Origin of the sequence: Citrobacter tructae (genome assembly GCF_004684345.1) — a bacterium.
Classification (GTDB): Bacteria; Pseudomonadota; Gammaproteobacteria; order Enterobacterales; family Enterobacteriaceae; genus Citrobacter; species Citrobacter tructae.
Genome location: NZ_CP038469.1, coordinates 3,852,082 through 3,874,986, shown reverse-complemented (window position 1 = coordinate 3,874,986; position 22,905 = coordinate 3,852,082). Strand labels below are relative to the sequence as shown.

The 22,905-nt window shown below is 50.1% G+C and carries 18 protein-coding genes, 3 tRNA genes and 3 rRNA genes; 17 read left to right on the top strand and 7 right to left on the bottom strand.

Annotated features, from left to right (window positions below):
• The first annotated feature begins 278 nt into the window (after positions 1–278).
• From accB to E4Z61_RS19230, 10 genes are all read left to right on the top strand, one after another.
• Positions 279–749 (top strand): acetyl-CoA carboxylase biotin carboxyl carrier protein, encoded by a 471-nt coding sequence (gene accB / locus E4Z61_RS19275; protein WP_135324123.1) that lies wholly within the window; start codon positions 279–281, stop codon positions 747–749.
• 10 nt (positions 750–759) lie between these two features.
• Positions 760–2,109 (top strand): acetyl-CoA carboxylase biotin carboxylase subunit, encoded by a 1,350-nt coding sequence (gene accC, locus E4Z61_RS19270; protein ID WP_135324122.1) that lies wholly within the window; start codon positions 760–762, stop codon positions 2,107–2,109.
• Positions 2,110–2,216: 107 nt separating this feature from the next.
• Entirely contained in the window at positions 2,217–2,459 is a 243-nt protein-coding gene (locus E4Z61_RS19265) for a YhdT family protein (protein WP_096755460.1), read from the top strand.
• Entirely contained in the window at positions 2,449–3,900 is a 1,452-nt protein-coding gene (gene panF, locus E4Z61_RS19260; protein WP_135324121.1) for a sodium/pantothenate symporter, read from the top strand. The genes E4Z61_RS19265 and panF overlap by 11 nt, the downstream gene beginning before the upstream one ends.
• A gap of 11 nt (positions 3,901–3,911) precedes the next feature.
• Complete coding sequence (gene prmA / locus E4Z61_RS19255) at positions 3,912–4,793, top strand: 50S ribosomal protein L11 methyltransferase (RefSeq protein WP_135324120.1); 882 nt, start codon at positions 3,912–3,914, stop codon at positions 4,791–4,793.
• Positions 4,794–4,929: 136 nt separating this feature from the next.
• Entirely contained in the window at positions 4,930–5,679 is a 750-nt protein-coding gene (locus E4Z61_RS19250) for a carbonic anhydrase (RefSeq protein ID WP_135324119.1), read from the top strand.
• A gap of 328 nt (positions 5,680–6,007) precedes the next feature.
• A complete protein-coding gene (dusB, locus tag E4Z61_RS19245; RefSeq protein WP_135324118.1) occupies positions 6,008–6,973 on the top strand; it encodes a tRNA dihydrouridine synthase DusB in 966 nt (321 codons plus the stop codon).
• A gap of 25 nt (positions 6,974–6,998) precedes the next feature.
• The gene (fis, locus tag E4Z61_RS19240; protein WP_000462905.1) at positions 6,999–7,295 is read left to right on the top strand and encodes a DNA-binding transcriptional regulator Fis; all 297 of its coding nucleotides are present in this window, start codon (positions 6,999–7,001) and stop codon (positions 7,293–7,295) included.
• An 87-nt stretch (positions 7,296–7,382) separates the two neighbouring features.
• Entirely contained in the window at positions 7,383–8,267 is an 885-nt protein-coding gene (yhdJ, locus tag E4Z61_RS19235; protein ID WP_135324966.1) for an adenine-specific DNA-methyltransferase, read from the top strand.
• An 82-nt stretch (positions 8,268–8,349) separates the two neighbouring features.
• Positions 8,350–8,514: a DUF2556 family protein gene (locus tag E4Z61_RS19230; RefSeq protein WP_032950338.1), complete on the top strand. Its 165-nt coding sequence runs from the start codon at positions 8,350–8,352 to the stop codon at positions 8,512–8,514.
• 63 nt (positions 8,515–8,577) lie between these two features.
• Here E4Z61_RS19230 and envR read toward each other — a convergent pair whose 3' ends face one another.
• A complete protein-coding gene (gene envR, locus E4Z61_RS19225) occupies positions 8,578–9,234 on the bottom strand; it encodes an acrEF/envCD operon transcriptional regulator (protein WP_135324117.1) in 657 nt (218 codons plus the stop codon).
• Between the two features lie 414 nt (positions 9,235–9,648).
• On the opposite strand from envR, the gene E4Z61_RS19220 reads away from it, so the two are divergent.
• The 7 genes from E4Z61_RS19220 (at position 9,649) to E4Z61_RS19190 (ending at position 19,037) form a co-directional block, all read left to right on the top strand.
• Positions 9,649–10,806: an efflux RND transporter periplasmic adaptor subunit gene (locus E4Z61_RS19220; protein ID WP_135324116.1), complete on the top strand. Its 1,158-nt coding sequence runs from the start codon at positions 9,649–9,651 to the stop codon at positions 10,804–10,806.
• An 11-nt stretch (positions 10,807–10,817) separates the two neighbouring features.
• Positions 10,818–13,931, top strand: a complete 3,114-nt coding sequence (locus E4Z61_RS19215) for an efflux RND transporter permease subunit (RefSeq protein ID WP_135324115.1) — start codon at positions 10,818–10,820, stop codon at positions 13,929–13,931.
• A gap of 270 nt (positions 13,932–14,201) precedes the next feature.
• Entirely contained in the window at positions 14,202–14,423 is a 222-nt protein-coding gene (locus E4Z61_RS19210; RefSeq protein WP_043017839.1) for a lipoprotein, read from the top strand.
• 458 nt (positions 14,424–14,881) lie between these two features.
• Complete coding sequence (locus tag E4Z61_RS19205) at positions 14,882–15,907, top strand: amino acid ABC transporter substrate-binding protein (RefSeq protein ID WP_135324114.1); 1,026 nt, start codon at positions 14,882–14,884, stop codon at positions 15,905–15,907.
• A 69-nt stretch (positions 15,908–15,976) separates the two neighbouring features.
• The gene (locus tag E4Z61_RS19200) at positions 15,977–17,158 is read left to right on the top strand and encodes an amino acid ABC transporter permease (protein WP_135324113.1); all 1,182 of its coding nucleotides are present in this window, start codon (positions 15,977–15,979) and stop codon (positions 17,156–17,158) included.
• A gap of 9 nt (positions 17,159–17,167) precedes the next feature.
• Positions 17,168–18,271 carry an amino acid ABC transporter permease gene (locus tag E4Z61_RS19195; RefSeq protein ID WP_135324112.1) on the top strand — a complete coding sequence of 368 codons (1,104 nt, stop codon included), beginning with the start codon at positions 17,168–17,170 and terminating at the stop codon, positions 18,269–18,271.
• A 7-nt stretch (positions 18,272–18,278) separates the two neighbouring features.
• On the top strand, positions 18,279–19,037 hold the full coding sequence (locus E4Z61_RS19190; protein ID WP_135324111.1) for an amino acid ABC transporter ATP-binding protein: 759 nt from the start codon (positions 18,279–18,281) through the stop codon (positions 19,035–19,037).
• A gap of 90 nt (positions 19,038–19,127) precedes the next feature.
• Here E4Z61_RS19190 and rrf (E4Z61_RS19185) read toward each other — a convergent pair.
• The 6 genes from rrf (E4Z61_RS19185) to E4Z61_RS19160 form a co-directional block, all read right to left on the bottom strand.
• A 5S ribosomal RNA gene (gene rrf, locus E4Z61_RS19185) occupies positions 19,128–19,243 on the bottom strand.
• 38 nt (positions 19,244–19,281) lie between these two features.
• Positions 19,282–19,357, bottom strand: a tRNA-Thr gene (locus E4Z61_RS19180).
• A 14-nt stretch (positions 19,358–19,371) separates the two neighbouring features.
• Positions 19,372–19,487: ribosomal RNA gene (gene rrf, locus E4Z61_RS19175) — 5S ribosomal RNA — on the bottom strand.
• Positions 19,488–19,579: 92 nt separating this feature from the next.
• Positions 19,580–22,489 (bottom strand): 23S ribosomal RNA (locus E4Z61_RS19170).
• Positions 22,490–22,695: 206 nt separating this feature from the next.
• Positions 22,696–22,771, bottom strand: a tRNA-Ala gene (locus E4Z61_RS19165).
• 46 nt (positions 22,772–22,817) lie between these two features.
• Positions 22,818–22,894: transfer RNA gene (locus E4Z61_RS19160), tRNA-Ile, on the bottom strand.
• Positions 22,895–22,905: the final 11 nt, after the last annotated feature.

Genomic DNA, 22,905 nt, shown 5'->3' with positions numbered 1-22,905 from the left:
TGGTTATAATGTGCGACCTTGCTTTCCCCGAAGGCGTTTTTACAGCGCGGAAAGGGTGACAACCGGGTATTGAAGGTATATTTTGTCTTTTACCCGAAAATGGCAGAAGATAGCCACACAATGACTGATAAGTTTTGAAGTCTCATTTAATGGTTACGGCACGCAGTGCAACCGCCAGAGATGGTGACATCTCGTCACCAACAGTCATTCAAATGCTATACAGACGGCGATAAAACGCCTGTCACAATTTCACTAAACAAAGAGTACGGAACCCACTCATGGATATTCGTAAGATTAAAAAACTGATCGAGCTGGTTGAAGAATCAGGCATCTCCGAACTGGAAATTTCTGAAGGCGAAGAGTCTGTACGCATCAGCCGCGCAGCGCCAAATGCAGGTTTCCCAATGATGCAACAGGCTTATGCTGCACCAATGATGCAACAACCTGCTCTGTCTAACGCTGTCGCACAGACTGCAGCTCCAAGCATGGAAGCCCCTGCAGCAGCGGAAATCAGTGGTCACATCGTACGTTCCCCGATGGTTGGTACTTTCTACCGCACCCCGGGCCCTGACGCCAAACCGTTTATCGAAGTGGGTCAGAAAGTGAATGCGGGCGATACCCTGTGCATCGTTGAAGCCATGAAAATGATGAACCAGATTGAAGCCGATAAATCCGGCGTAGTAAAAGCGATTCTGGTCGAAAGTGGTCAACCGGTAGAATTTGACGAGCCGCTGGTCGTCATCGAGTAACGAGGCGAACATGTTGGATAAAATCGTTATCGCCAACCGTGGCGAGATTGCCTTGCGTATTCTTCGTGCCTGTAAAGAACTGGGCATCAAGACCGTCGCTGTGCACTCAAGCGCGGATCGCGATCTAAAACACGTATTACTGGCAGATGAAACGGTCTGTATTGGTCCGGCTCCGTCTGTTAAAAGCTATCTGAATATCCCGGCAATCATCAGCGCCGCTGAAATCACTGGCGCGGTTGCTATTCACCCGGGCTATGGTTTCCTGTCTGAGAACGCCAACTTTGCTGAGCAGGTAGAACGTTCAGGCTTTATCTTCATCGGTCCGAAAGCCGACACCATCCGCCTAATGGGCGACAAAGTGTCTGCGATCACCGCCATGAAGAAAGCGGGCGTACCGACCGTTCCGGGCTCTGACGGCCCGCTGGGCGACGACATGGACGCTAACCGCGCTCATGCCAAACGCATCGGCTACCCGGTTATCATCAAAGCCTCCGGCGGCGGCGGCGGTCGCGGTATGCGCGTTGTGCGCAGCGACACCGATCTGGCGCAGTCCATCGCGATGACCAAAGCTGAAGCGAAAGCCGCCTTCAGCAACGACATGGTGTACATGGAAAAATACCTGGAAAACCCTCGTCACATCGAGATCCAGGTACTGGCTGATGGTCAGGGGAACGCTATCTATCTGGCAGAACGTGACTGCTCCATGCAGCGTCGTCACCAGAAAGTTGTCGAAGAAGCGCCAGCACCGGGCATTACCCCGGAACTGCGCCGTTACATCGGCGAACGTTGCGCCAAAGCTTGTGTGGATATCGGCTACCGTGGGGCGGGTACCTTTGAGTTCCTGTTCGAAAACGGCGAGTTCTATTTCATTGAAATGAACACCCGTATCCAGGTGGAGCACCCCGTTACCGAAATGATCACCGGCGTTGACCTGATTAAAGAGCAGCTTCGTATCGCTGCGGGTCAGCCGCTGTCCATCAAGCAGGATGAGGTTGTGGTTAAAGGCCATGCGGTAGAATGCCGTATCAACGCCGAAGACCCGAACACATTCCTGCCAAGCCCCGGTAAAATCACGCGTTTCCACGCACCGGGTGGCTTTGGTGTACGCTGGGAGTCTCATATTTACGCGGGCTACACCGTACCGCCGTACTATGACTCAATGATCGGCAAGCTGATTTGCTATGGTGAAAACCGTGACGTGGCCATTGCCCGCATGAAAAACGCCTTGCAGGAACTGATCATCGACGGTATCAAAACCAACGTTGATCTGCAGATCCGCATCATGAACGACGAGCACTTCCAGCGTGGTGGTTCCAATATCCACTACCTGGAGAAAAAACTCGGACTTCAGGAAAAGTAAGTACGCATTAACCGAAAAGGCCGGATTCTCCGGCCTTTTGTTTTTCTCCCCTCCGGTACGTCCCATAAGGTACAATCCCCGCTTTCTTTATCCACAAGGGACAAAAAATGGACGCTCGTTTTGTTCAGGCCCATAAAGAGGCGCGCTGGGCGCTGTGGCTGACCCTTTTCTATCTTGCCACATGGTTAGTGGCCGCTTACTTACCAGACTCCACGCTGGGCTTTACCGGCTTACCGCACTGGTTCGAAATGGCCTGTCTGCTGACACCGCTGGTTTTCATTGTACTGTGCTGGGCGATGGTGAAATTTATCTATCGCGATATTCCTCTGGAGGATGACGATGCAGCTTGAAGTGATTTTGCCGCTTGTCGCCTATCTTTTGGTGGTGTTTGGTCTTTCTGTGTACGCAATGAGAAAGAGAACGACCGGCACGTTTCTGAATGAGTATTTCCTCGGCAGTCGCTCTATGGGCGGGGTCGTATTAGCTATGACGCTGACCGCGACTTACATCAGCGCGAGTTCGTTTATTGGCGGTCCGGGTGCCGCGTATAAATACGGTTTGGGATGGGTCCTGTTGGCGATGATCCAGCTACCGGCCGTCTGGCTATCGCTGGGCATTCTTGGCAAGAAATTCGCTATTCTGGCGCGACGCTACAACGCAGTCACCCTTAACGACATGCTGTTTGCCCGCTATCAGAGTCGTTTGCTGGTCTGGCTGGCGAGCCTCAGCCTGCTGGTGGCTTTCGTTGGCGCGATGACAGTGCAGTTCATCGGCGGCGCGCGTTTGCTGGAAACCGCTGCGGGGATCCCTTACGAAACCGGCCTGCTGATTTTTGGTATCAGCATCGCGTTATACACCGCATTCGGTGGATTCCGCGCCAGCGTGCTCAACGACACGATGCAGGGCATGGTGATGCTGATTGGGACGATTGTCCTGCTGGTCGGCGTTGTCCACGCAGCCGGCGGCCTCAGCAACGCGGTGGCGACGCTGCAAACCATCGATCCGAAGCTGGTGACCCCGCAAGGCGCTGATGACATGCTGTCTCCGACCTTTATGACCTCGTTCTGGGTATTGGTGTGCTTTGGCGTGATTGGCCTGCCGCATACCGCAGTGCGCTGCATCTCTTATAAAGACAGCAAAGCAGTCCATCGTGGAATTATTATCGGCACGATTGTCGTGGCGATCTTGATGTTTGGTATGCACCTGGCAGGTGCACTCGGACGCGCGGTACTTCCCGACCTGACAGTGCCGGACTTGGTCATCCCTACCCTGATGGTCAAAGTTCTGCCGCCAATTGCCGCCGGGATCTTCCTTGCAGCACCAATGGCCGCGATCATGTCGACGATCAACGCCCAATTGCTGCAAAGTTCCGCTACGATCATTAAAGATCTCTATCTGAACCTGCGCCCGGAGCAGCTGAAAAATGAAACCCGGTTGAAGCGCATGTCGGCGGTGATCACTCTGTTGTTGGGGGCATTGCTGCTGCTGGCTGCCTGGAAGCCGCCAGAAATGATCATCTGGCTCAACCTGCTGGCGTTTGGTGGGCTGGAAGCCGTCTTCTTGTGGCCGCTGGTGTTGGGCCTGTACTGGGAGCGCGCGAACGCAGCAGGCGCATTAAGCGCGATGATTATCGGTGGGGTGCTGTATGCCATTCTCGCCACCTTTAACATTCAGTACCTGGGCTTCCATCCGATTGTGCCCTCATTGCTGCTAAGTTTGCTGGCTTTCCTGGTCGGAAACCGTTTTGGTTCTGCCGCCCCGCAAGCCGTCATATTGACTACTGATAAATAAAGAGTTTTGCCATGCCTTGGATCCAACTGAAACTAAACACAACCGGTGCAAATGCAGAAGACCTGAGCGATGCACTGATGGAAGCGGGTGCCGTTTCTATCACCTTCCAGGACACGCATGATACCCCGGTGTTTGAACCGCTGCCGGGCGAGACCCGTCTTTGGGGTGACACCGATGTTACGGGCCTGTTTGATGCAGAAACCGACATGAAAGAAGTGGTTGCCATTCTGGAGCAACATCCGCTGCTGGGCGCAGGCTTCGTGCATAAAATCGAACAGCTTGAAGATAAAGACTGGGAACGCGAATGGATGGATAACTTCCACCCAATGCGCTTTGGAGAACGTCTGTGGATTTGCCCAAGCTGGCGCGATGTGCCGGATGAGAACGCCGTCAACGTGATGCTGGACCCGGGTCTGGCGTTTGGTACGGGCACTCACCCAACGACCGCTCTGTGTCTGCAATGGCTTGACGGACTGGATTTAGAGGGTAAAACGGTTATCGATTTTGGCTGTGGTTCCGGCATTCTGGCAATTGCAGCACTCAAATTAGGTGCAGCGAAAGCCATTGGTGTGGACATCGATCCACAGGCCATTCAGGCAAGTCGCGATAACGCGCAGCGTAACGGCGTTTCTGACCGCCTGGAGCTGTATCTACCGCAGGACCAGCCAGAAGCGATGAAAGCCGACGTGGTGGTTGCCAACATCCTTGCTGGCCCTTTGCGTGAACTGGCTCCATTAATCAGCGTCCTGCCGGTTGAGGGCGGTTTACTGGGGCTTTCCGGTATTCTCGCCAGCCAGGCAGACGGCGTCTGTGAAGCCTACGCCGATCTCTTCACGCTCGATCCGGTCATCGAGAAAGAAGAATGGTGCCGCATTACTGGTCGTAAGAAGTAACAAATTCAGGCGTGGTCATCCGATCACGCCTTTCACACGAATTGCTGCTCATCACCTACCTCATCAAAATATAATACTCAATTAAATCATTTATTTACATGATTTTTTATGTTGTGATTATTTTTTGAGTGAATATATGAAAACCAATTTTTTAAAAGTGGCCATCCTGGCGACGTGTATGACCCCCCTTGCCGTTTTAGCCAATTCAACTCACTGGGGTTACGAAGGAAATGGTGCGCCAGAGCACTGGGGAGATCTGGATGAAGCGTTTAAAACGTGTCAGTCTGGAACAAGCCAATCTCCTGTTAATATCGACACTCAGTCTGTGCATGACGAACAACTTGCTGCACTTGATGTGCAATATGCTGATGGACCTTCAACACTTCTTAACAACGGCCATACTCTTCAGGCAGAGATAAGCAGTTATACTACTGATTCTATTCATCTTATCAGCGATGTGTATACGCTTAAGCAGTTCCATTTCCATGCGCCCAGTGAAAACACTATTGACGGTAAACAGTACGCGATGGAAATGCATTTAGTACACGAAGATCGGACTGGAAAAATAGCCGTCATCGCTGTCCTGTTTGACATCGGCGAACCGAACGATGCACTTGAAAACTTGTGGCAGTCGATTCCAGCGGATGGCGACAACATGCCGTTATTTTCACCCATCAATATCAACGAGCTTCTCCCGGAAGATAAAAACTACTGGCATTACAGCGGCTCACTCACCACACCGCCCTGCAGTGAGCCAGTCAGTTGGTTTGTTATGAAGTCCCCATTAACACTTTCGCAAAAACAGTTGAGCAGATTCAGAGCGGCTATTCAATATAACAACAACCGCCCGGTACAGCCTCTCAATGGCCGTGAGGTCGTCGAATAAACGTTAGCCACACTTCACGATCTTGTTCTGAAATGGGAGCGTAGTCACATTAAGCGGAGATAATTTGCTGATTAATTCAGCAGATTATCTGGTCACTGTGCCTTCCTACCAAGAAAATATGAGAAGTTACGCAAAAATATATGCGTATATAAAATCAACACATTTTTATAATCCAATGATTTATATGATTAATTATTTTCACCAGTTCACATTTACGGCAATTCATTGATCCACCGCAGAGGATTGGTCAAAGTTTGGCCTTTCATCTCGTGCGAAAAATGCGTAATATACGCCGCCTTGCAGTCACAGTATGGTCATTTCTTAACTCATGCGTATCGGACAATATCAGCTCAGAAATCGCCTGATCGCAGCGCCTATGGCTGGCATCACTGACAGACCATTCAGGACGCTGTGCTACGAGATGGGAGCAGGATTGACGGTATCCGAGATGATGTCTTCTAACCCGCAGGTCTGGGAAAGCGACAAGTCTCGGTTACGGATGGTGCACGTTGATGAGCCAGGAATTCGCACGGTGCAAATTGCCGGTAGCGACCCTGTTGAAATAGCCGATGCCGCACGTATTAACGTGGAAAGCGGCGCCCAAATTATTGATATCAATATGGGGTGTCCGGCTAAAAAAGTGAATCGCAAGCTTGCAGGTTCAGCCCTCTTGCAGTACCCGGATTTAGTGAAGTCGATACTAACCGAGGTCGTCAATGCAGTGGACGTTCCTGTCACTCTCAAGATTCGCACCGGCTGGGCTCCGGAACACCGTAACTGCGTAGAGATTGCCCAACTGGCTGAAGACTGTGGCATTCAGGCTCTGACCATTCATGGACGCACTCGCGCCTGTTTGTTCAATGGAGATGCTGAGTACGACAGTATTCGGGCAGTTAAGCAGAAAGTTTCCATTCCGATTATCGCGAATGGTGACATTACTGACCCGCATAAAGCCAGAGCTGTGCTCGACTATACGGGGGCGGATGCCCTGATGATAGGCCGTGCAGCTCAGGGAAGACCCTGGATCTTTCGGGAAATCCAGCATTATCTGGACACTGGGGAGCTGCTGCCCCCGCTGCCTCTGGCAGAGGTGAAGCGCTTGCTTTGTGCGCACGTTCGGGAACTGCATGACTTTTATGGTCAGGCAAAAGGGTACCGAATTGCGCGTAAACACGTATCCTGGTATCTCCAGGAACACGCTCCAAATGACCAGTTTCGGCGCACATTCAACGCCATTGAAGATTCCAGCGAACAGCTGGCGGCGTTGGAGGCATACTTCGAAAATTTTGCGTAAACAGAAATAAAGAGCTGACAGAACTATGTTCGAACAACGCGTAAATTCTGACGTACTGACCGTTTCTACCGTTAACTCTCAGGATCAGGTAACTCAAAAACCCCTGCGTGACTCGGTTAAACAGGCACTGAAGAACTATTTTGCTCAACTGAATGGTCAGGATGTTAATGATCTCTATGAGCTGGTACTGGCTGAAGTAGAACAGCCCCTGTTGGACATGGTGATGCAATACACCCGCGGTAACCAGACCCGTGCTGCCCTGATGATGGGCATCAACCGTGGTACGCTGCGTAAAAAACTGAAAAAATACGGCATGAACTGATAACAATCAGCGAAATGTTTGTTTTAAAAGGCGCTACTCGGCATGGGGAAGCGCCTTTTTTATAGGCATCACACGGAGACTTTGGCGATGAACTCAGGATGTGAACCCGTCTATTTTGGCGATGAATCGAAAAAGGTAATCCACGGTGATGCGCTAACCGAACTGAAGAAACTGCCGCCTGCAAGTATCGATCTCATTTTTGCCGACCCACCTTATAACATCGGCAAAGATTTTGACGGACTGGTGGAATCCTGGGATGAAGAAACCTTCCTGGCCTGGTTGTTTGAGTGCATTGATGAGTGTCATCGGATCCTCAAGCCACAGGGCACCATGTACATCATGAACAGTACGGAGAACATGCCGTATATTGACCTCAAATGCCGACAGCTTTTTACAATAAAAAGCCGCATCGTGTGGTCCTATGATAGTTCAGGAGTACAGGCCAAACACTTCTTTGGGTCCATGTATGAACCGATCCTGATGATGGTCAAAGATCCGAAAAGCTATACTTTTAATCGTGATGACGTTCTGGTTGAGGCGAAAACTGGCGCCAAACGCGCGCTGATCGATTACCGAAAGAATCCGCCTCAGCCTTACAATCAGAAAAAGGTGCCCGGTAACGTCTGGGAATTTCCCCGCGTTCGCTATCTGATGGATGAATACGAAAACCACCCCACCCAAAAGCCTCAGGCTCTGCTGGAACGCATCATTCTCGCGTCCTCTAATCCGGATGAGATGGTGTTAGATCCGTTTGCGGGTAGTTTCACCACCGGCGCGACTGCAGTGGCGTTGGGTCGCAGATTTGTCGGTATCGAAGTCAACGACGAATACATAAAGATGGGGCTTCGAAGACTGAGCATTAACTCCCACTTTTCAGCAAATGAACTTGCAAAGGTAAAAAAACGAAAGACAAAAAACCCGTCTAAAAAGAGTCGATTGGCTGAAAAAAGCAGCGTAACCTCAACAAAGTAAAAGCATTGTAAGTCTGCTTTTCAGCATCCAGATTTCGTGTATATTTCCTGCACGCTTGGGCATGAATACACAGGGTTTGGTAATGATTCGCAAGTATTGGTGGCTGGTTGTTTTTGCCGTCTTCATTTTTCTTTTTGATGCGCTACTGATCCAGTGGATAGAGTTGATGACAACAGAGCATGATAAGTGTCGGAATATGAACTCGGTGAATCCCCTCAAGCTGGTCAACTGTGTCGACCTTGAATAGCTCACCCGCTAACATATATTTTACAGCCGTCACGCCATGGCGGCTGAATGCAATCGACCGAAACTACCCGACCTGATTTTCACTCTCAACAAATTGCATCACACAACCATCGGGACTTAACATTTTTAAAACGTTATCCACTAATACTGGAGCCTGCGCATAAAGATCATAACTGACTGGATTCATTAACCAGTTTTTTATTATTCCACTAAAACTGCCGTGCAAAATAATGAGGATGACATCTAAATCCAGACTCGTGGCGATAAGATTTTCATCCATACATTTCTGTAATGATTCGCGCATCGTTTGATGACAAAGACCTATTTTATCGCGAATATCCTGCTCCGATATCATATCGTTATGGAATTCACATTTATGATATAAAATCTGCATTAATGCCTGCTGGCGAGGAATTTCGGCAATATATTGCAACCCCACGACTAATTTCTCCCGTAGCCTCTGTAACGGGTTATCGCCCCAACGTCCGATGAGTTGGTCCTGAATAAGAGCACGCAAGGGGGGTTGTTGCTGCCAAATCTCATTAAACAACTGGCTTTTATTGTCAAAATGCCAATAAATTGCGCCCCGCGTCACATTGGCGGCATCCGCAATGTCGTTAAGCGTTGTATTGCCGACGCCGCGCGCAGCAAACTGCACAATCGCCGTTTCAATCAGGTGCTGCCGCGTTTTGAGGGCATCAGCTTTCGTTCTTCTCGCCATGGTTCGAATGCCTGAGACAGAGTAGAGAATGATAAACTTTCTTATCTAATATTTACTTTACGGAATTAATGTATCACTTAGCTTTTATTTAGACGAGTTCTAAAATATTACATTACGCACATCCCAAATAAATAAACGGCGCGAATAAAACAAATTAATACATTCACTCATTAAATGATTATTTCAATATGTGTTAACGCGCGTCAGAACATGACTATTCCTCGCTTAATGAAAGAGTAGTTGATTCTCCTCTTTTTGTTTTTATGTGCCGTGTATTACCTAGCAAAATAAGTATTGCTTACATCGCAAGCTAATTATTTGTAGGATAGCTAACTATTATTTTTTATTTGTGCGCGTTATCGCCCTGCCATTACTCCGGTAAATAACGAGCTTTCGGTTTTTTAAGGAATAGAAATGACGAAAACTGCCAGGTTCTCACTCCTGCCCTCATTCATCATCATCTCCGCTGCATTACTCGCCGGTTGTAACGATCAGGGCGAAACACAGGCTCATCCCACCGAGCCACAGGTGACTGTCCATGTTGTCGAGTCGGCCCCCCTGGCCGTGACGACCGAATTACCGGGACGTACAAGCTCATTTCGCATTGCAGAAGTCCGCCCCCAGGTCAGCGGGATCGTACTCAAAAGGAATTTCACCGAAGGCAGCGATGTTGAAGCAGGCCAGTCGCTTTATCAAATCGATCCTGCGACCTACCAGGCTAACTATGACAGCGCCAAAGGCGAACTGGCAAAAAGTGAAGCCGCGGCGGCAATCGCGCACTTAACGGTAAAACGCTATGTTCCACTGGTCGGAACAAAATATATCAGTCAGCAAGAGTACGATCAGGCTATTGCTGATGCCCGTCAGGCCGATGCCTCAGTTATTGCCGCCAAAGCTGCTGTCGAAAGCGCCCGTATCAACCTTGCCTACACCAAAGTGACATCCCCCATTAGCGGACGTATTGGTAAATCTAATGTCACTGAAGGTGCGCTGGTCACTAATGGTCAGGCTACAGAGCTCGCCACCGTGCAACAGCTGGATCCGATTTATGTTGACGTGACGCAGTCCAGTAACGACTTTATGCGCCTCAAACAGTCCATTGCACAAGGCAATCTGCATAAAGACAACACCAGCAGCAGCGTCGAGCTGGTGATGGAGAATGGCCAGTCATATCCGCTAAAAGGCACGTTGCAATTTTCTGACGTGACGGTTGATGAAAGTACCGGATCAATCACTCTCAGAGCCGTGTTCCCTAACCCGCAGCACACCCTCCTGCCCGGTATGTTTGTGCGCGCACGCGTTGATGAAGGCATTCAACCCAATGCCATCCTTGTTCCGCAACAGGGGGTGACGCGTACACCGCGCGGCGATGCCACCGTAATGGTCGTCAACGACAAGAGCCTGGTTGAGGCTCGTCCGGTCGTCGCCGTGCAAGCCATTGGCGACAAGTGGCTGATTAGCAAAGGCTTACAGTCAGGCGACAAAGTCATCGTGAGTGGTTTACAGAAAGCGCGTCCAGGCGTACAGGTTAAAACCACCACCGATGCCCCGGCAGCGACTGCGGCGCAATAAGGTAACCAGACATGGCAAACTTTTTCATTAGGCGTCCTATCTTTGCCTGGGTACTGGCCATCATTTTGATGATGGCGGGTGCGCTGGCAATCATGCAACTGCCCGTAGCGCAGTACCCTACTATTGCGCCCCCAGCCGTTGCGATTTCCGCGACCTACCCAGGTGCGGATGCGCAAACGGTACAGGACACCGTCACGCAGGTTATCGAACAAAACATGAATGGTATCGATAACCTGATGTATATGTCTTCCACCAGCGACTCCGCTGGCAGTGTGACTATTACACTGACGTTCCAGTCTGGTACCGATCCCGATATCGCTCAGGTGCAGGTACAAAACAAACTACAGCTCGCGACCCCTTTACTGCCGCAGGAAGTCCAGCAGCAGGGTATCAGCGTTGAGAAATCAAGCAGCAGCTTTCTGATGGTCGCAGGTTTTGTTTCTGACAATCCACAGACCACACAGGATGACATCTCTGACTATGTCGCTTCTAACGTTAAAGACTCCATCAGCCGCTTGAACGGCGTGGGTGACGTACAGTTGTTTGGTGCGCAGTACGCCATGCGTATCTGGCTGGATGCGAATTTATTGAACAAATACCAGCTTACGCCAGTTGATGTCATTAACCAGTTGAAGGTACAGAACGATCAGATAGCCGCAGGTCAGTTGGGGGGGACTCCTGCGTTACCCAATCAACAGCTTAACGCCTCGATCATTGCACAAACGCGTCTGAAAGACCCTGAAGAGTTCGGCAAAGTAACCTTACGCGTGAACAGCGACGGCTCTGTTGTCCATCTGAAGGATGTGGCGCGCATTGAGTTGGGTGGTGAAAACTACAACGTCGTTGCACGTATTAACGGTAAACCGGCCTCCGGCCTGGGTATTAAGCTGGCAACTGGTGCAAACGCGCTGGATACCGCCAACGCAATTAAAGCCAAACTGGTTGAGCTGAAACCGTTTTTCCCGCAGGGAATGAAAGTCGTTTACCCGTACGACACCACGCCGTTCGTCACCATCTCCATTCATGAAGTGGTGAAAACGCTGTTTGAAGCTATCGTGCTGGTGTTCCTGGTGATGTACCTGTTCCTACAAAACATCCGCGCCACGCTCATTCCAACCATCGCTGTTCCCGTCGTACTGTTAGGAACCTTTGCCGTACTGGCGGCGTTTGGCTACTCGATAAACACCCTGACAATGTTCGGAATGGTGCTCGCCATCGGCCTGCTGGTCGATGATGCGATAGTGGTGGTCGAGAACGTTGAACGCGTAATGGTGGAAGAAAATCTGCCCCCCAAAGAGGCGACAGAGAAATCCATGTCGCAGATTCAGGGGGCGCTGGTGGGCATAGCCATGGTGTTGTCAGCGGTATTTATCCCGATGGCCTTCTTTGGCGGCTCCACTGGTGCGATTTACCGCCAGTTCTCTATCACCATCGTTTCTGCCATGGCGCTTTCCGTGCTGGTCGCATTGATTCTGACCCCTGCTCTTTGTGCCACATTGCTCAAACCTGTGTCAGCAGAGCATCACGAGAAAAAGAGCGGTTTCTTTGGCTGGTTTAATGCCAAATTCGACCACAGCGTCAACCACTACACGAATAGCGTCAGCGGTATTGTCCGTAAAACCGGGCGTTATCTGATCGTCTATCTGATCATCGTTGCTGGGATGGCAGTGCTGTTTATGCGTCTGCCAACCTCCTTTCTGCCAGAAGAGGATCAGGGCGTATTCCTGACTATGATTCAGCTTCCGGCTGGCGCAACACAGGAACGCACCCAAAAGGTGCTGGATCAGGTAACCCACTACTACCTGGACACCGAGAAAGCCAACGTTGAAAGCGTCTTTACGGTTAACGGTTTTAGCTTCAGCGGACAAGGGCAAAACTCAGGGATGGCGTTTGTCAGCCTCAAGCCCTGGGAAGAGCGTAGCGGGAAAGAGAATAACGTTGAATCGATTATTGCCCGTGCGACCCGCGCCTTTAGCCAGATTCGTGACGGTCTGGTGTTCCCCTTCAACATGCCAGCCATTGTTGAATTGGGCACGGCAACCGGCTTTGACTTTGAGCTGATTGACCAGGCCGGACTGGGGCACACGGCATTAACTCAGGCGCGCAATCAGTTGATGGGGATGGTTGCACAACACCCAGACCTGCTGGTTCGCGTACGCCCTAACGGCCTTGAAGATACCGCACAGTTCAAACTAAATGTAGATCAGGAAAAGGCACAAGCACTGGGTGTCTCCTTATCTGATATTAACGAAACCATCTCCGCTGCACTTGGGGGTTATTACGTCAATGACTTCATTGACCGTGGTCGCGTGAAAAAAGTGTATGTCCAGGCTGATGCAAAATTCCGTATGTTGCCGGAGGACATCAATAATCTGTATGTCCGCAGCGCCAATGGTGAAATGGTGCCATTCTCAACATTTAGCTCTTCTCAATGGGTCTATGGCTCACCGCGACTGGAGCGTTACAACGGTATGCCATCAATGGAGCTACTGGGAGAGGCAGCATCAGGTAGAAGTACTGGTGAAGCAATGGCGCTGATGGAAAGTCTGGCAGAGAAACTGCCAACAGGTATCGGTCATGACTGGACCGGTATGTCTTATCAGGAACGATTGTCAGGTAACCAGGCACCTGCGTTGTATGCCATCTCGTTAATCGTTGTCTTCCTTTGCCTTGCCGCATTATATGAGAGTTGGTCAATTCCATTCTCCGTCATGCTCGTAGTACCGCTTGGTGTTGTCGGTGCGTTGTTAGCCGCGTCGCTGCGTGGGATGAATAACGATGTGTACTTCCAGGTCGGCCTGCTCACCACCATTGGTCTTTCTGCCAAAAACGCCATACTGATTGTGGAATTTGCCAAAGACCTGATGGATAAAGAAGGCAAAGGCTTGATTGAGGCAACACTGGAAGCCTCTCGCATGCGTCTTCGCCCTATCCTGATGACTTCCCTGGCCTTTATTCTGGGGGTTATGCCGCTGGTCATCAGCCGCGGCGCAGGTAGTGGTGCGCAAAATGCGGTCGGCACTGGCGTTATGGGGGGAATGCTCACCGCCACATTGTTAGCCATCTTCTTCGTCCCCGTCTTCTTTGTTGTCGTTAGACGACGTTTTAGTCGGCATAGCAATTAATTTGTAAAATAAAGGCGTCCTCGGACGCCTTTTTACCTAAAGTTGAGATCTTTATTTATTAATAAGATAGCTGTCTATATTTTCTCACCTCTCACCGAAAAAGCATCTATTGCCACCTGATTTATTCATTATGTTTACAAACCACACGAATTGAGATTATTCCTCATGTCAGTCTTTTTTTAAGAAGTGGTAAAATAGCTCTCGATTTCGCAGATAGCTTTGCGTTAGTCATTGCTTTATTAGCGAAACGTTTATTTTAGAGGTAACACCATGAAAAGATTAATCTCCGTTGCATTGCTGACGGCATTACTGGCGGGCTGTGCACACGATTCTCCTTGCGTACCTGTCTATGACGATCAGGGCCGCTTGGTTCATACCAATACCTGTATGAAAGGCACCACGCAGGATAATTGGGAAACTGCAGGCGCAATCGCCGGTGGTGCTGCTGCCGTTGCCGGTCTGACGCTTGGGATCGTTGCCCTGACCAAATGAATCCACTTAAAAGCGCGGTATCTGCCGCGCTTTTAGTCATAAAGATGAATTTTTATATAAGACAAAACGTTAGTGTAAGATATCTATCATAGAATAAGATTATTATAGATTCCCCTCACATATCCACGATGTGAAATTAGCATTTTTTGTATTCTTCGTAACAACACGTCATCTTTTCATTATTCTCACGTCATCAATATTAACGTCTGAAATCGTTATCACGCGTCCTGTCTGAATTTTAATTTTTTTGCGCTGAAATGTGGCTTACGTTTCAATTTTGCACCATGTCAGGGCGCTGCATTTATTTTTTCCTGTCTACACTCTGCATACTGCGTCGAATATTCGATCGCAAAAAACTGGCACTACCTTTGCTTAAAAGAGTATGGCCAAAGCCACAGACAGGTAAAAGACGTTTCAGAACGTCTCCATAACAATAATTCCTCCACACAGGATGCTCTATGAAAAAGATGATAATAGCCAGCCTGGCTGCGGCCGGCGTGTTGCTTGCGATTGCAAATCAGGCACATGCCGGCGCAACGCTTGATACCGTAAAGAAAAAAGGGTTTGTACAATGCGGTATCAGCGATGGTTTACCTGGCTTTTCTTACGCCGATGCAAACGGTAAATTTTCAGGTATTGACGTCGATGTTTGCCGTGGTGTTGCCTCTGCCGTATTTGGTGATGATACAAAAGTAAAATATACCCCGCTCACCGCCAAGGAACGCTTCACCGCTTTACAGTCTGGCGAAGTCGATCTGCTTTCACGCAATACCACCTGGACCTCCTCTCGTGATGCAGGTATGGGCATGTCCTTTACCGGTGTAACGTATTACGATGGCATTGGTTTTCTCACCCACAATAAAGCAGGCCTGAAGAGCGCTAAAGAGTTGGATGGTGCAACGGTTTGTATTCAGGCGGGCACGGATACCGAACTGAACGTGGCCGATTACTTTAAGGCCAACAACATGAAGTACACCCCCGTCACCTTTGACCGCTCGGACGAGTCCGCTAAGGCACTGGAATCTGGCCGCTGCGATACGCTTGCCTCCGACCAGTCTCAACTGTACGCCCTGCGAATCAAGCTAAGCAATCCTGCAGAATGGATCGTCCTGCCTGAAGTTATTTCTAAAGAGCCGCTGGGACCTGTCGTGCGTCGTGGTGATGACGAGTGGTTCTCCATTGTTCGCTGGACGCTATTCGCCATGCTGAACGCTGAAGAGATGGGCGTTAACTCGAAAAACGTTGATGAAAAAGCCGCTAACCCGGCAACACCAGATATGGCACACCTGCTAGGCAAAGAGGGTGACTACGGTAAAGATCTGAAGCTGGATAACAAATGGGCTTATCACATTATTAAACAGGTAGGGAATTACTCGGAGATCTTTGAACGTAACGTGGGATCGGAAAGTCCGTTGAAGATCAAACGTGGACAGAACAACCTCTGGAATAACGGCGGTATTCAGTATGCTCCGCCGGTGCGCTAATCCGTAGTGATGTAACGGGCGCCGCAAATGCGGCGCTCAGCCCAGAGTCATAGTTACTGAGGTTTTCTTATGCTCCATCGCCGCTCAAACGTAAAAGGATCATTCTCCTTTTCTAACCCTGCGGTCCGCGCCTGGTTATTCCAGATACTTGCCGTCATTGTGGTCGTCAGCATTGCGGTCTATCTCATACATAACACGATTAATAACCTAAGCAGCCGTGGCATTACCTCGGGATTTTCTTTTCTCGATCGCAGTGCCGGATTTGGCATTGTCCAGCATCTGATTGATTACGAGCAGGGCGATACATACGGTCGGGTCTTTCTGGTCGGCCTGCTCAATACGCTGTTAGTCTCTGCATTGTGCATCGTTTTTGCGTCGTTTCTCGGTTTCTTTCTTGGGCTGGCACGACTGTCTGATAACTGGTTACTGCGCAAGCTCTCGACAATTTATATCGAAACGTTCCGCAATATTCCCCCGCTGCTGCAGATCTTCTTCTGGTATTTTGCTGTGTTACGTAATTTACCTGGCCCACGCCAGGCCGTTAACGCATTGGATCTCGCCTTTCTGAGCAACCGTGGGCTCTATATTCCGGCACCGCAGATGGGAGAAGGTCTTGTGGCCTTTTGCGCCTCTGTCCTGATTGCTGTTGTCGTCTCCATTGGGCTGTTTCGCTTTAATAAAATGCATCAGACCAAAACCGGTCAGCTACGTCGAACCTGGCCTACGGCTCTGGCCCTGCTCGTATTTTTACCCATGATTTCACAATGGATTTTTGGCGCAGCACTTCACTGGGATATCCCTGAATTACGCGGTTTTAACTTCCGTGGCGGTATGGTGCTGATTCCCGAGTTGGCGGCGCTGACGTTGGCGCTTTCAGTGTATACCTCCGCATTTATTGCAGAAATTATTCGCGCCGGTATTCAGGCGGTTCCTTATGGTCAGCATGAAGCCGCACGTTCACTGGGTCTGCCAAATCCGGTAACGCTTCGCCAGGTTATCATCCCACAGGCGCTACGCGTCATTATTCCTCCACTAACCAGCCAGTACCTGAATATCGTTAAAAACTCCTCTCTGGCTGCGGCCATCGGCTACCCGGATATGGTTTCACTGTTTGCCGGAACCGTACTTAACCAAACGGGGCAGGCCATTGAAACCATCGCTATTACCATGTCGGTGTATCTGATCATCAGCCTGAGTATTTCTCTGTTGATGAATATTTATAACCGTCGGATCGCACTGATTGAGCGCTAAGGAGCCATGATGACAAAAGCACTGCTGTCTCACCCCGCGCGCCAGAACAGTAATCAGGCAGGACGCGTTATTTTATGGGTGCGTAAAAATCTGTTCTCCAGTTGGTCAAATAGCCTGCTTACGCTGTTGTGCATGTGGCTAATGTGGGAGTTTATTCCTCCCTTGCTGAATTGGGCATTTTTGCAGGCTAACTGGGTTGGGTCTACCCGGGCAGACTGTACTAAAGCAGGGGCCTGCTGGGTGTTCATCCATGAACGTTTTGGCCAATTCATGTATGGGCTCTATCCACACGATCAGCGCTGGCGGGTAAATCTGGCCCTGATTATCGGTCTGCTTTCTATCGCACCTATGTTCTGGAAAGCCATGTCTCACCGTGGTCGCTATATCGCCGCTTGGGCAGTGGTGTATCCCATTGTGGTCTGGTGGCTGATGTACGGTGGTTTTTTCGGTCTCGAACGCGTAGAAACCCGGCAATGGGGTGGATTAACTCTGACACTTATCATCGCATCCGTCGGTATTGCGGGTGCGCTACCATGGGGGATTTTACTGGCATTGGGTCGCCGTTCTCATATGCCTGTCGTGCGGGTTTTATCCGTTATCTTTATTGAGTTCTGGCGTGGAGTGCCGTTGATCACCGTCCTGTTTATGTCTTCGGTGATGCTCCCGCTGTTTATGTCAGAAGGTACCAGTATCGACAAACTGATTCGCGCGCTGGTCGGTGTGATCCTTTTCCAGTCGGCCTATGTCGCAGAGGTCGTTCGTGGAGGATTACAGGCCCTGCCAAAAGGGCAGTATGAAGCTGCCGAATCACTAGCGCTAGGGTACTGGAAGATGCAAGGGCTGGTTATTCTTCCCCAGGCGCTTAAGTTAGTCATTCCCGGACTGGTCAACACGATTATCGCGCTGTTCAAAGATACCAGCCTCGTCATCATCATCGGTCTGTTTGATCTCTTCAGCAGCGTACAACAAGCGACTGTCGATCCAGCCTGGCTGGGAATGTCGACAGAAGGCTACGTCTTTGCCGCGCTGATTTACTGGATTTTCTGTTTCAGCATGTCTCGTTACAGCCAGCATCTGGAAAAACGTTTTAACACCGGGCGTACACCGCACTGAGGAATTTATGAGCCAATTATTAATGCCGTCTACCGACGCGATGATTACGCTGGAAAACGTCAACAAGTGGTATGGGCAATTTCATGTTCTTAAGAATATTAACCTGAAGGTAAAGCAAGGAGAGCGAATAGTATTATGCGGGCCTTCCGGCTCTGGTAAATCGACAACCATCCGCTGTATTAATCATCTGGAAGAGCATCAGCAAGGACGCATTGTGGTGGATGGGATTGAACTCAATGAAGATATTCGCAACATTGAGCGCGTCAGGCAAGAAGTCGGCATGGTCTTTCAACACTTTAATCTCTTTCCTCATTTGACGGTCCTGCAAAACTGTACATTGGCCCCTATTTGGGTCCACAAGATGCCAAGGAAAGAGGCTGAAGTGCTGGCAATGCACTACCTTGAACGGGTTCGTATTGCTGAACATGCACATAAATTCCCGGGACAAATTTCCGGAGGACAGCAGCAGCGTGTGGCTATTGCCCGCTCACTGTGCATGAAACCCAAAATCATGTTGTTTGATGAACCCACCTCCGCGCTGGATCCTGAAATGGTAAAAGAAGTATTGGATACCATGATTGGTCTCGCGCAGTCAGGAATGACGATGCTGTGTGTTACACATGAAATGGGCTTTGCCCGTACAGTCGCGGACAGAGTGATCTTTATGGATCTTGGCGAAATAGTGGAACAGGCACCTCCGGATGAGTTTTTTGCCAATCCACGATCTGAACGTACACGTGCGTTTTTGTCGCAGGTAATACATTAAAGTCGTTGGCCGGATAAATGTCCGGCCATTTTTTGATACACATGAACGTAAAAAGGCCATCCTTTCGGATGGCCTTTTCACTTATTTGATGTCTGGCAGTTCCCTACTCTCGCATGGGGAGACCCCACACTACCATCGGCGCTACGGCGTTTCACTTCTGAGTTCGGCATGGGGTCAGGTGGGACCACCGCGCTACAGCCGCCAGACAAATTCTTTTCTATGCGCCGAACTTTAACCTAAAAACTGGTGCTGATACCCAGAGTCGAACTGGGGACCTCACCCTTACCAAGGGTGCGCTCTACCAACTGAGCCATATCAGCACACTAAATTTGATGCCTGGCAGTTCCCTACTCTCGCATGGGGAGACCCCACACTACCATCGGCGCTACGGCGTTTCACTTCTGAGTTCGGCATGGGGTCAGGTGGGACCACCGCGCTACAGCCGCCAGGCAAATTCTGTCTATCAGACCGCTTTTGCGTTCTGATGTTATCTGTATCAGGCTGAAAATCGTGTCTCTTCACCAAAACACCTTTGGCGTTGTAAGGTTAAGCCTCACGGTTCATTAGTATCGGTTAGCTCAATGTATCGCTACACTTACACACCCGACCTATCAACGTCGTAGTCTTCAACGTTCCTTCAGGACTCTCAAGGAGTCAGGGAGAACTCATCTCGGGGCAAGTTTCGTGCTTAGATGCTTTCAGCACTTATCTTTTCCGCATTTAGCTACCGGGCAATGCCATTGGCATGACAACCCGAACACCAGTGATGCGTCCACTCCGGTCCTCTCGTACTAGGAGCAGCCCCCCTCAATTCTCCAGCGCCCACGGCAGATAGGGACCGAACTGTCTCACGACGTTCTAAACCCAGCTCGCGTACCACTTTAAATGGCGAACAGCCATACCCTTGGGACCTACTTCAGCCCCAGGATGTGATGAGCCGACATCGAGGTGCCAAACACCGCCGTCGATATGAACTCTTGGGCGGTATCAGCCTGTTATCCCCGGAGTACCTTTTATCCGTTGAGCGATGGCCCTTCCATTCAGAACCACCGGATCACTAAGACCTGCTTTCGCACCTGCTCGAGCCGTCACTCTCGCAGTCAAGCTAGCTTATGCCTTTGCACTAACCTCCTGATGTCCGACCAGGATTAGCTAACCTTCGTGCTCCTCCGTTACTCTTTAGGAGGAGACCGCCCCAGTCAAACTACCCACCAGACACTGTCCGCAACCCGGATCACGGGTCTACGTTAGAACACCAGCCATTAAAGGGTGGTATTTCAAGGTTGGCTCCATGCAGACTGGCGTCCACACTTCAAAGCCTCCCACCTATCCTACACATCAAGGACCAGTGTTCAGTGTCAAGCTATAGTAAAGGTTCACGGGGTCTTTCCGTCTTGCCGCGGGTACACTGCATCTTCACAGCGAGTTCAATTTCACTGAGTCTCGGGTGGAGACAGCCTGGCCATCATTACGCCATTCGTGCAGGTCGGAACTTACCCGACAAGGAATTTCGCTACCTTAGGACCGTTATAGTTACGGCCGCCGTTTACCGGGGCTTCGATCAAGAGCTTCTCCTTACGGATAACCCCATCAATTAACCTTCCGGCACCGGGCAGGCGTCACACCGTATACGTCCACTTTCGTGTTTGCACAGTGCTGTGTTTTTAATAAACAGTTGCAGCCAGCTGGTATCTTCGACTGATTTCAGCTCCACGAGCAAGTCGCTTCACCTGGTATCAGCGTGCCTTCTCCCGAAGTTACGGCACCATTTTGCCTAGTTCCTTCACCCGAGTTCTCTCAAGCGCCTTGGTATTCTCTACCTGACCACCTGTGTCGGTTTGGGGTACGATTTTGTGTTACCTGATGCTTAGAGGCTTTTCCTGGAAGCAGGGCATTTGTTACTTCAGCACCGTAGTGCCTCGTCATCACACCTCAGCGTTTAATAAGAGTCCGGATTTACCTAAACTCTCCGCCTACATGCTTAAACCGGGACAACCGTCGCCCGGCTAACATAGCCTTCTCCGTCCCCCCTTCGCAGTAACACCAAGTACAGGAATATTAACCTGTTTCCCATCGACTACGCCTTTCGGCCTCGCCTTAGGGGTCGACTCACCCTGCCCCGATTAACGTTGGACAGGAACCCTTGGTCTTCCGGCGTGCGGGTTTTTCACCCGCATTATCGTTACTTATGTCAGCATTCGCACTTCTGATACCTCCAGCAACCCTCACAGGCCACCTTCAACGGCTTACAGAACGCTCCCCTACCCAACAACACATAGTGTCGCTGCCGCAGCTTCGGTGCACAGTTTAGCCCCGTTACATCTTCCGCGCAGGCCGACTCGACCAGTGAGCTATTACGCTTTCTTTAAATGATGGCTGCTTCTAAGCCAACATCCTGGCTGTCTGTGCCTTCCCACATCGTTTCCCACTTAACTGTGACTTTGGGACCTTAGCTGGCGGTCTGGGTTGTTTCCCTCTTCACGACGGACGTTAGCACCCGCCGTGTGTCTCCCGTGATAACATTCTTCGGTATTCGTAGTTTGCATCGGGTTGGTAAGTCGGGATGACCCCCTAGCCGAAACAGTGCTCTACCCCCGAAGATGAGTTCACGAGGCGCTACCTAAATAGCTTTCGGGGAGAACCAGCTATCTCCCGGTTTGATTGGCCTTTCACCCCCAGCCACAAGTCATCCGCTAATTTTTCAACATTAGTCGGTTCGGTCCTCCAGTTAGTGTTACCCAACCTTCAACCTGCCCATGGCTAGATCACCGGGTTTCGGGTCTATACCCTGCAACTTAACGCCCAGTTAAGACTCGGTTTCCCTTCGGCTCCCCTATACGGTTAACCTTGCTACAGAATATAAGTCGCTGACCCATTATACAAAAGGTACGCAGTCACCCTGATAAATCAAGGCTCCCACTGCTTGTACGTACACGGTTTCAGGTTCTTTTTCACTCCCCTCGCCGGGGTTCTTTTCGCCTTTCCCTCACGGTACTGGTTCACTATCGGTCAGTCAGGAGTATTTAGCCTTGGAGGATGGTCCCCCCATATTCAGACAGGATACCACGTGTCCCGCCCTACTCTTCGAGTTCACAGCATGTGTGATTTTGTGTACGGGACTATCACCCTGTACCGTCGGACTTTCCAGACCGTTCCACTACCACATATGCTGATTCAGACTCTGGGCTGCTCCCCGTTCGCTCGCCGCTACTGGGGGAATCTCGGTTGATTTCTTTTCCTCGGGGTACTTAGATGTTTCAGTTCCCCCGGTTCGCTTCGTTAAGCTATGTATTTACTTAACGATAGTGCAACGAATTGCACTGGGTTTCCCCATTCGGAAATCGCCGGCTATAACGGTTCATATCACCTTACCGACGCTTATCGCAGATTAGCACGTCCTTCATCGCCTCTGACTGCCAGGGCATCCACCGTGTACGCTTAGTCGCTTAACCTCACAACCCGAAGATGTTTCGTAAAACATTTCGACTTGCGAAAATTTGAGAGACTCGAACACACCGCTTATCTGTTCTTATTACGGAGAACAGACACAGTGTATCGTTTCAATTTTCAGCTTGATCCAGATTTTTAAAGAGCAAAACTTCGCAGTGAACCTTTTCAGGTACACTCTGAAGTTTTCTTGTGTTTTTGCAGTAAAGGATGGTGGAGCTATGCGGGATCGAACCGCAGACCTCCTGCGTGCAAGGCAGGCGCTCTCCCAGCTGAGCTATAACCCCATCGTAAAACTGTTCTCTGTACCGCTCATCCTTTATGAAAGGATTTTGGTAGGCCTGAGTGGACTTGAACCACCGACCTCACCCTTATCAGGGGTGCGCTCTAACCACCTGAGCTACAAGCCTGCAGAGATTTT

Bases quoted from the DNA above. Each gene is read 5' to 3' on its own strand.
- accB (WP_135324123.1), top strand. From the start codon at position 279: ATGGATATTCGTAAGATTAAAAAACTGATCGAGCTGGTTGAAGAATCA.
- accC (WP_135324122.1), top strand. From the start codon at position 760: ATGTTGGATAAAATCGTTATCGCCAACCGTGGCGAGATTGCCTTGCGT.
- E4Z61_RS19265 (WP_096755460.1), top strand. From the start codon at position 2,217: ATGGACGCTCGTTTTGTTCAGGCCCATAAAGAGGCGCGCTGGGCGCTG.
- panF (WP_135324121.1), top strand. From the start codon at position 2,449: ATGCAGCTTGAAGTGATTTTGCCGCTTGTCGCCTATCTTTTGGTGGTG.
- prmA (WP_135324120.1), top strand. From the start codon at position 3,912: ATGCCTTGGATCCAACTGAAACTAAACACAACCGGTGCAAATGCAGAA.
- E4Z61_RS19250 (WP_135324119.1), top strand. From the start codon at position 4,930: ATGAAAACCAATTTTTTAAAAGTGGCCATCCTGGCGACGTGTATGACC.
- dusB (WP_135324118.1), top strand. From the start codon at position 6,008: ATGCGTATCGGACAATATCAGCTCAGAAATCGCCTGATCGCAGCGCCT.
- fis (WP_000462905.1), top strand. From the start codon at position 6,999: ATGTTCGAACAACGCGTAAATTCTGACGTACTGACCGTTTCTACCGTT.
- yhdJ (WP_135324966.1), top strand. From the start codon at position 7,383: ATGAACTCAGGATGTGAACCCGTCTATTTTGGCGATGAATCGAAAAAG.
- E4Z61_RS19230 (WP_032950338.1), top strand. From the start codon at position 8,350: ATGATTCGCAAGTATTGGTGGCTGGTTGTTTTTGCCGTCTTCATTTTT.
- envR (WP_135324117.1), bottom strand. From the start codon at position 9,234: ATGGCGAGAAGAACGAAAGCTGATGCCCTCAAAACGCGGCAGCACCTG.
- E4Z61_RS19220 (WP_135324116.1), top strand. From the start codon at position 9,649: ATGACGAAAACTGCCAGGTTCTCACTCCTGCCCTCATTCATCATCATC.
- E4Z61_RS19215 (WP_135324115.1), top strand. From the start codon at position 10,818: ATGGCAAACTTTTTCATTAGGCGTCCTATCTTTGCCTGGGTACTGGCC.
- E4Z61_RS19210 (WP_043017839.1), top strand. From the start codon at position 14,202: ATGAAAAGATTAATCTCCGTTGCATTGCTGACGGCATTACTGGCGGGC.
- E4Z61_RS19205 (WP_135324114.1), top strand. From the start codon at position 14,882: ATGAAAAAGATGATAATAGCCAGCCTGGCTGCGGCCGGCGTGTTGCTT.
- E4Z61_RS19200 (WP_135324113.1), top strand. From the start codon at position 15,977: ATGCTCCATCGCCGCTCAAACGTAAAAGGATCATTCTCCTTTTCTAAC.
- E4Z61_RS19195 (WP_135324112.1), top strand. From the start codon at position 17,168: ATGACAAAAGCACTGCTGTCTCACCCCGCGCGCCAGAACAGTAATCAG.
- E4Z61_RS19190 (WP_135324111.1), top strand. From the start codon at position 18,279: ATGAGCCAATTATTAATGCCGTCTACCGACGCGATGATTACGCTGGAA.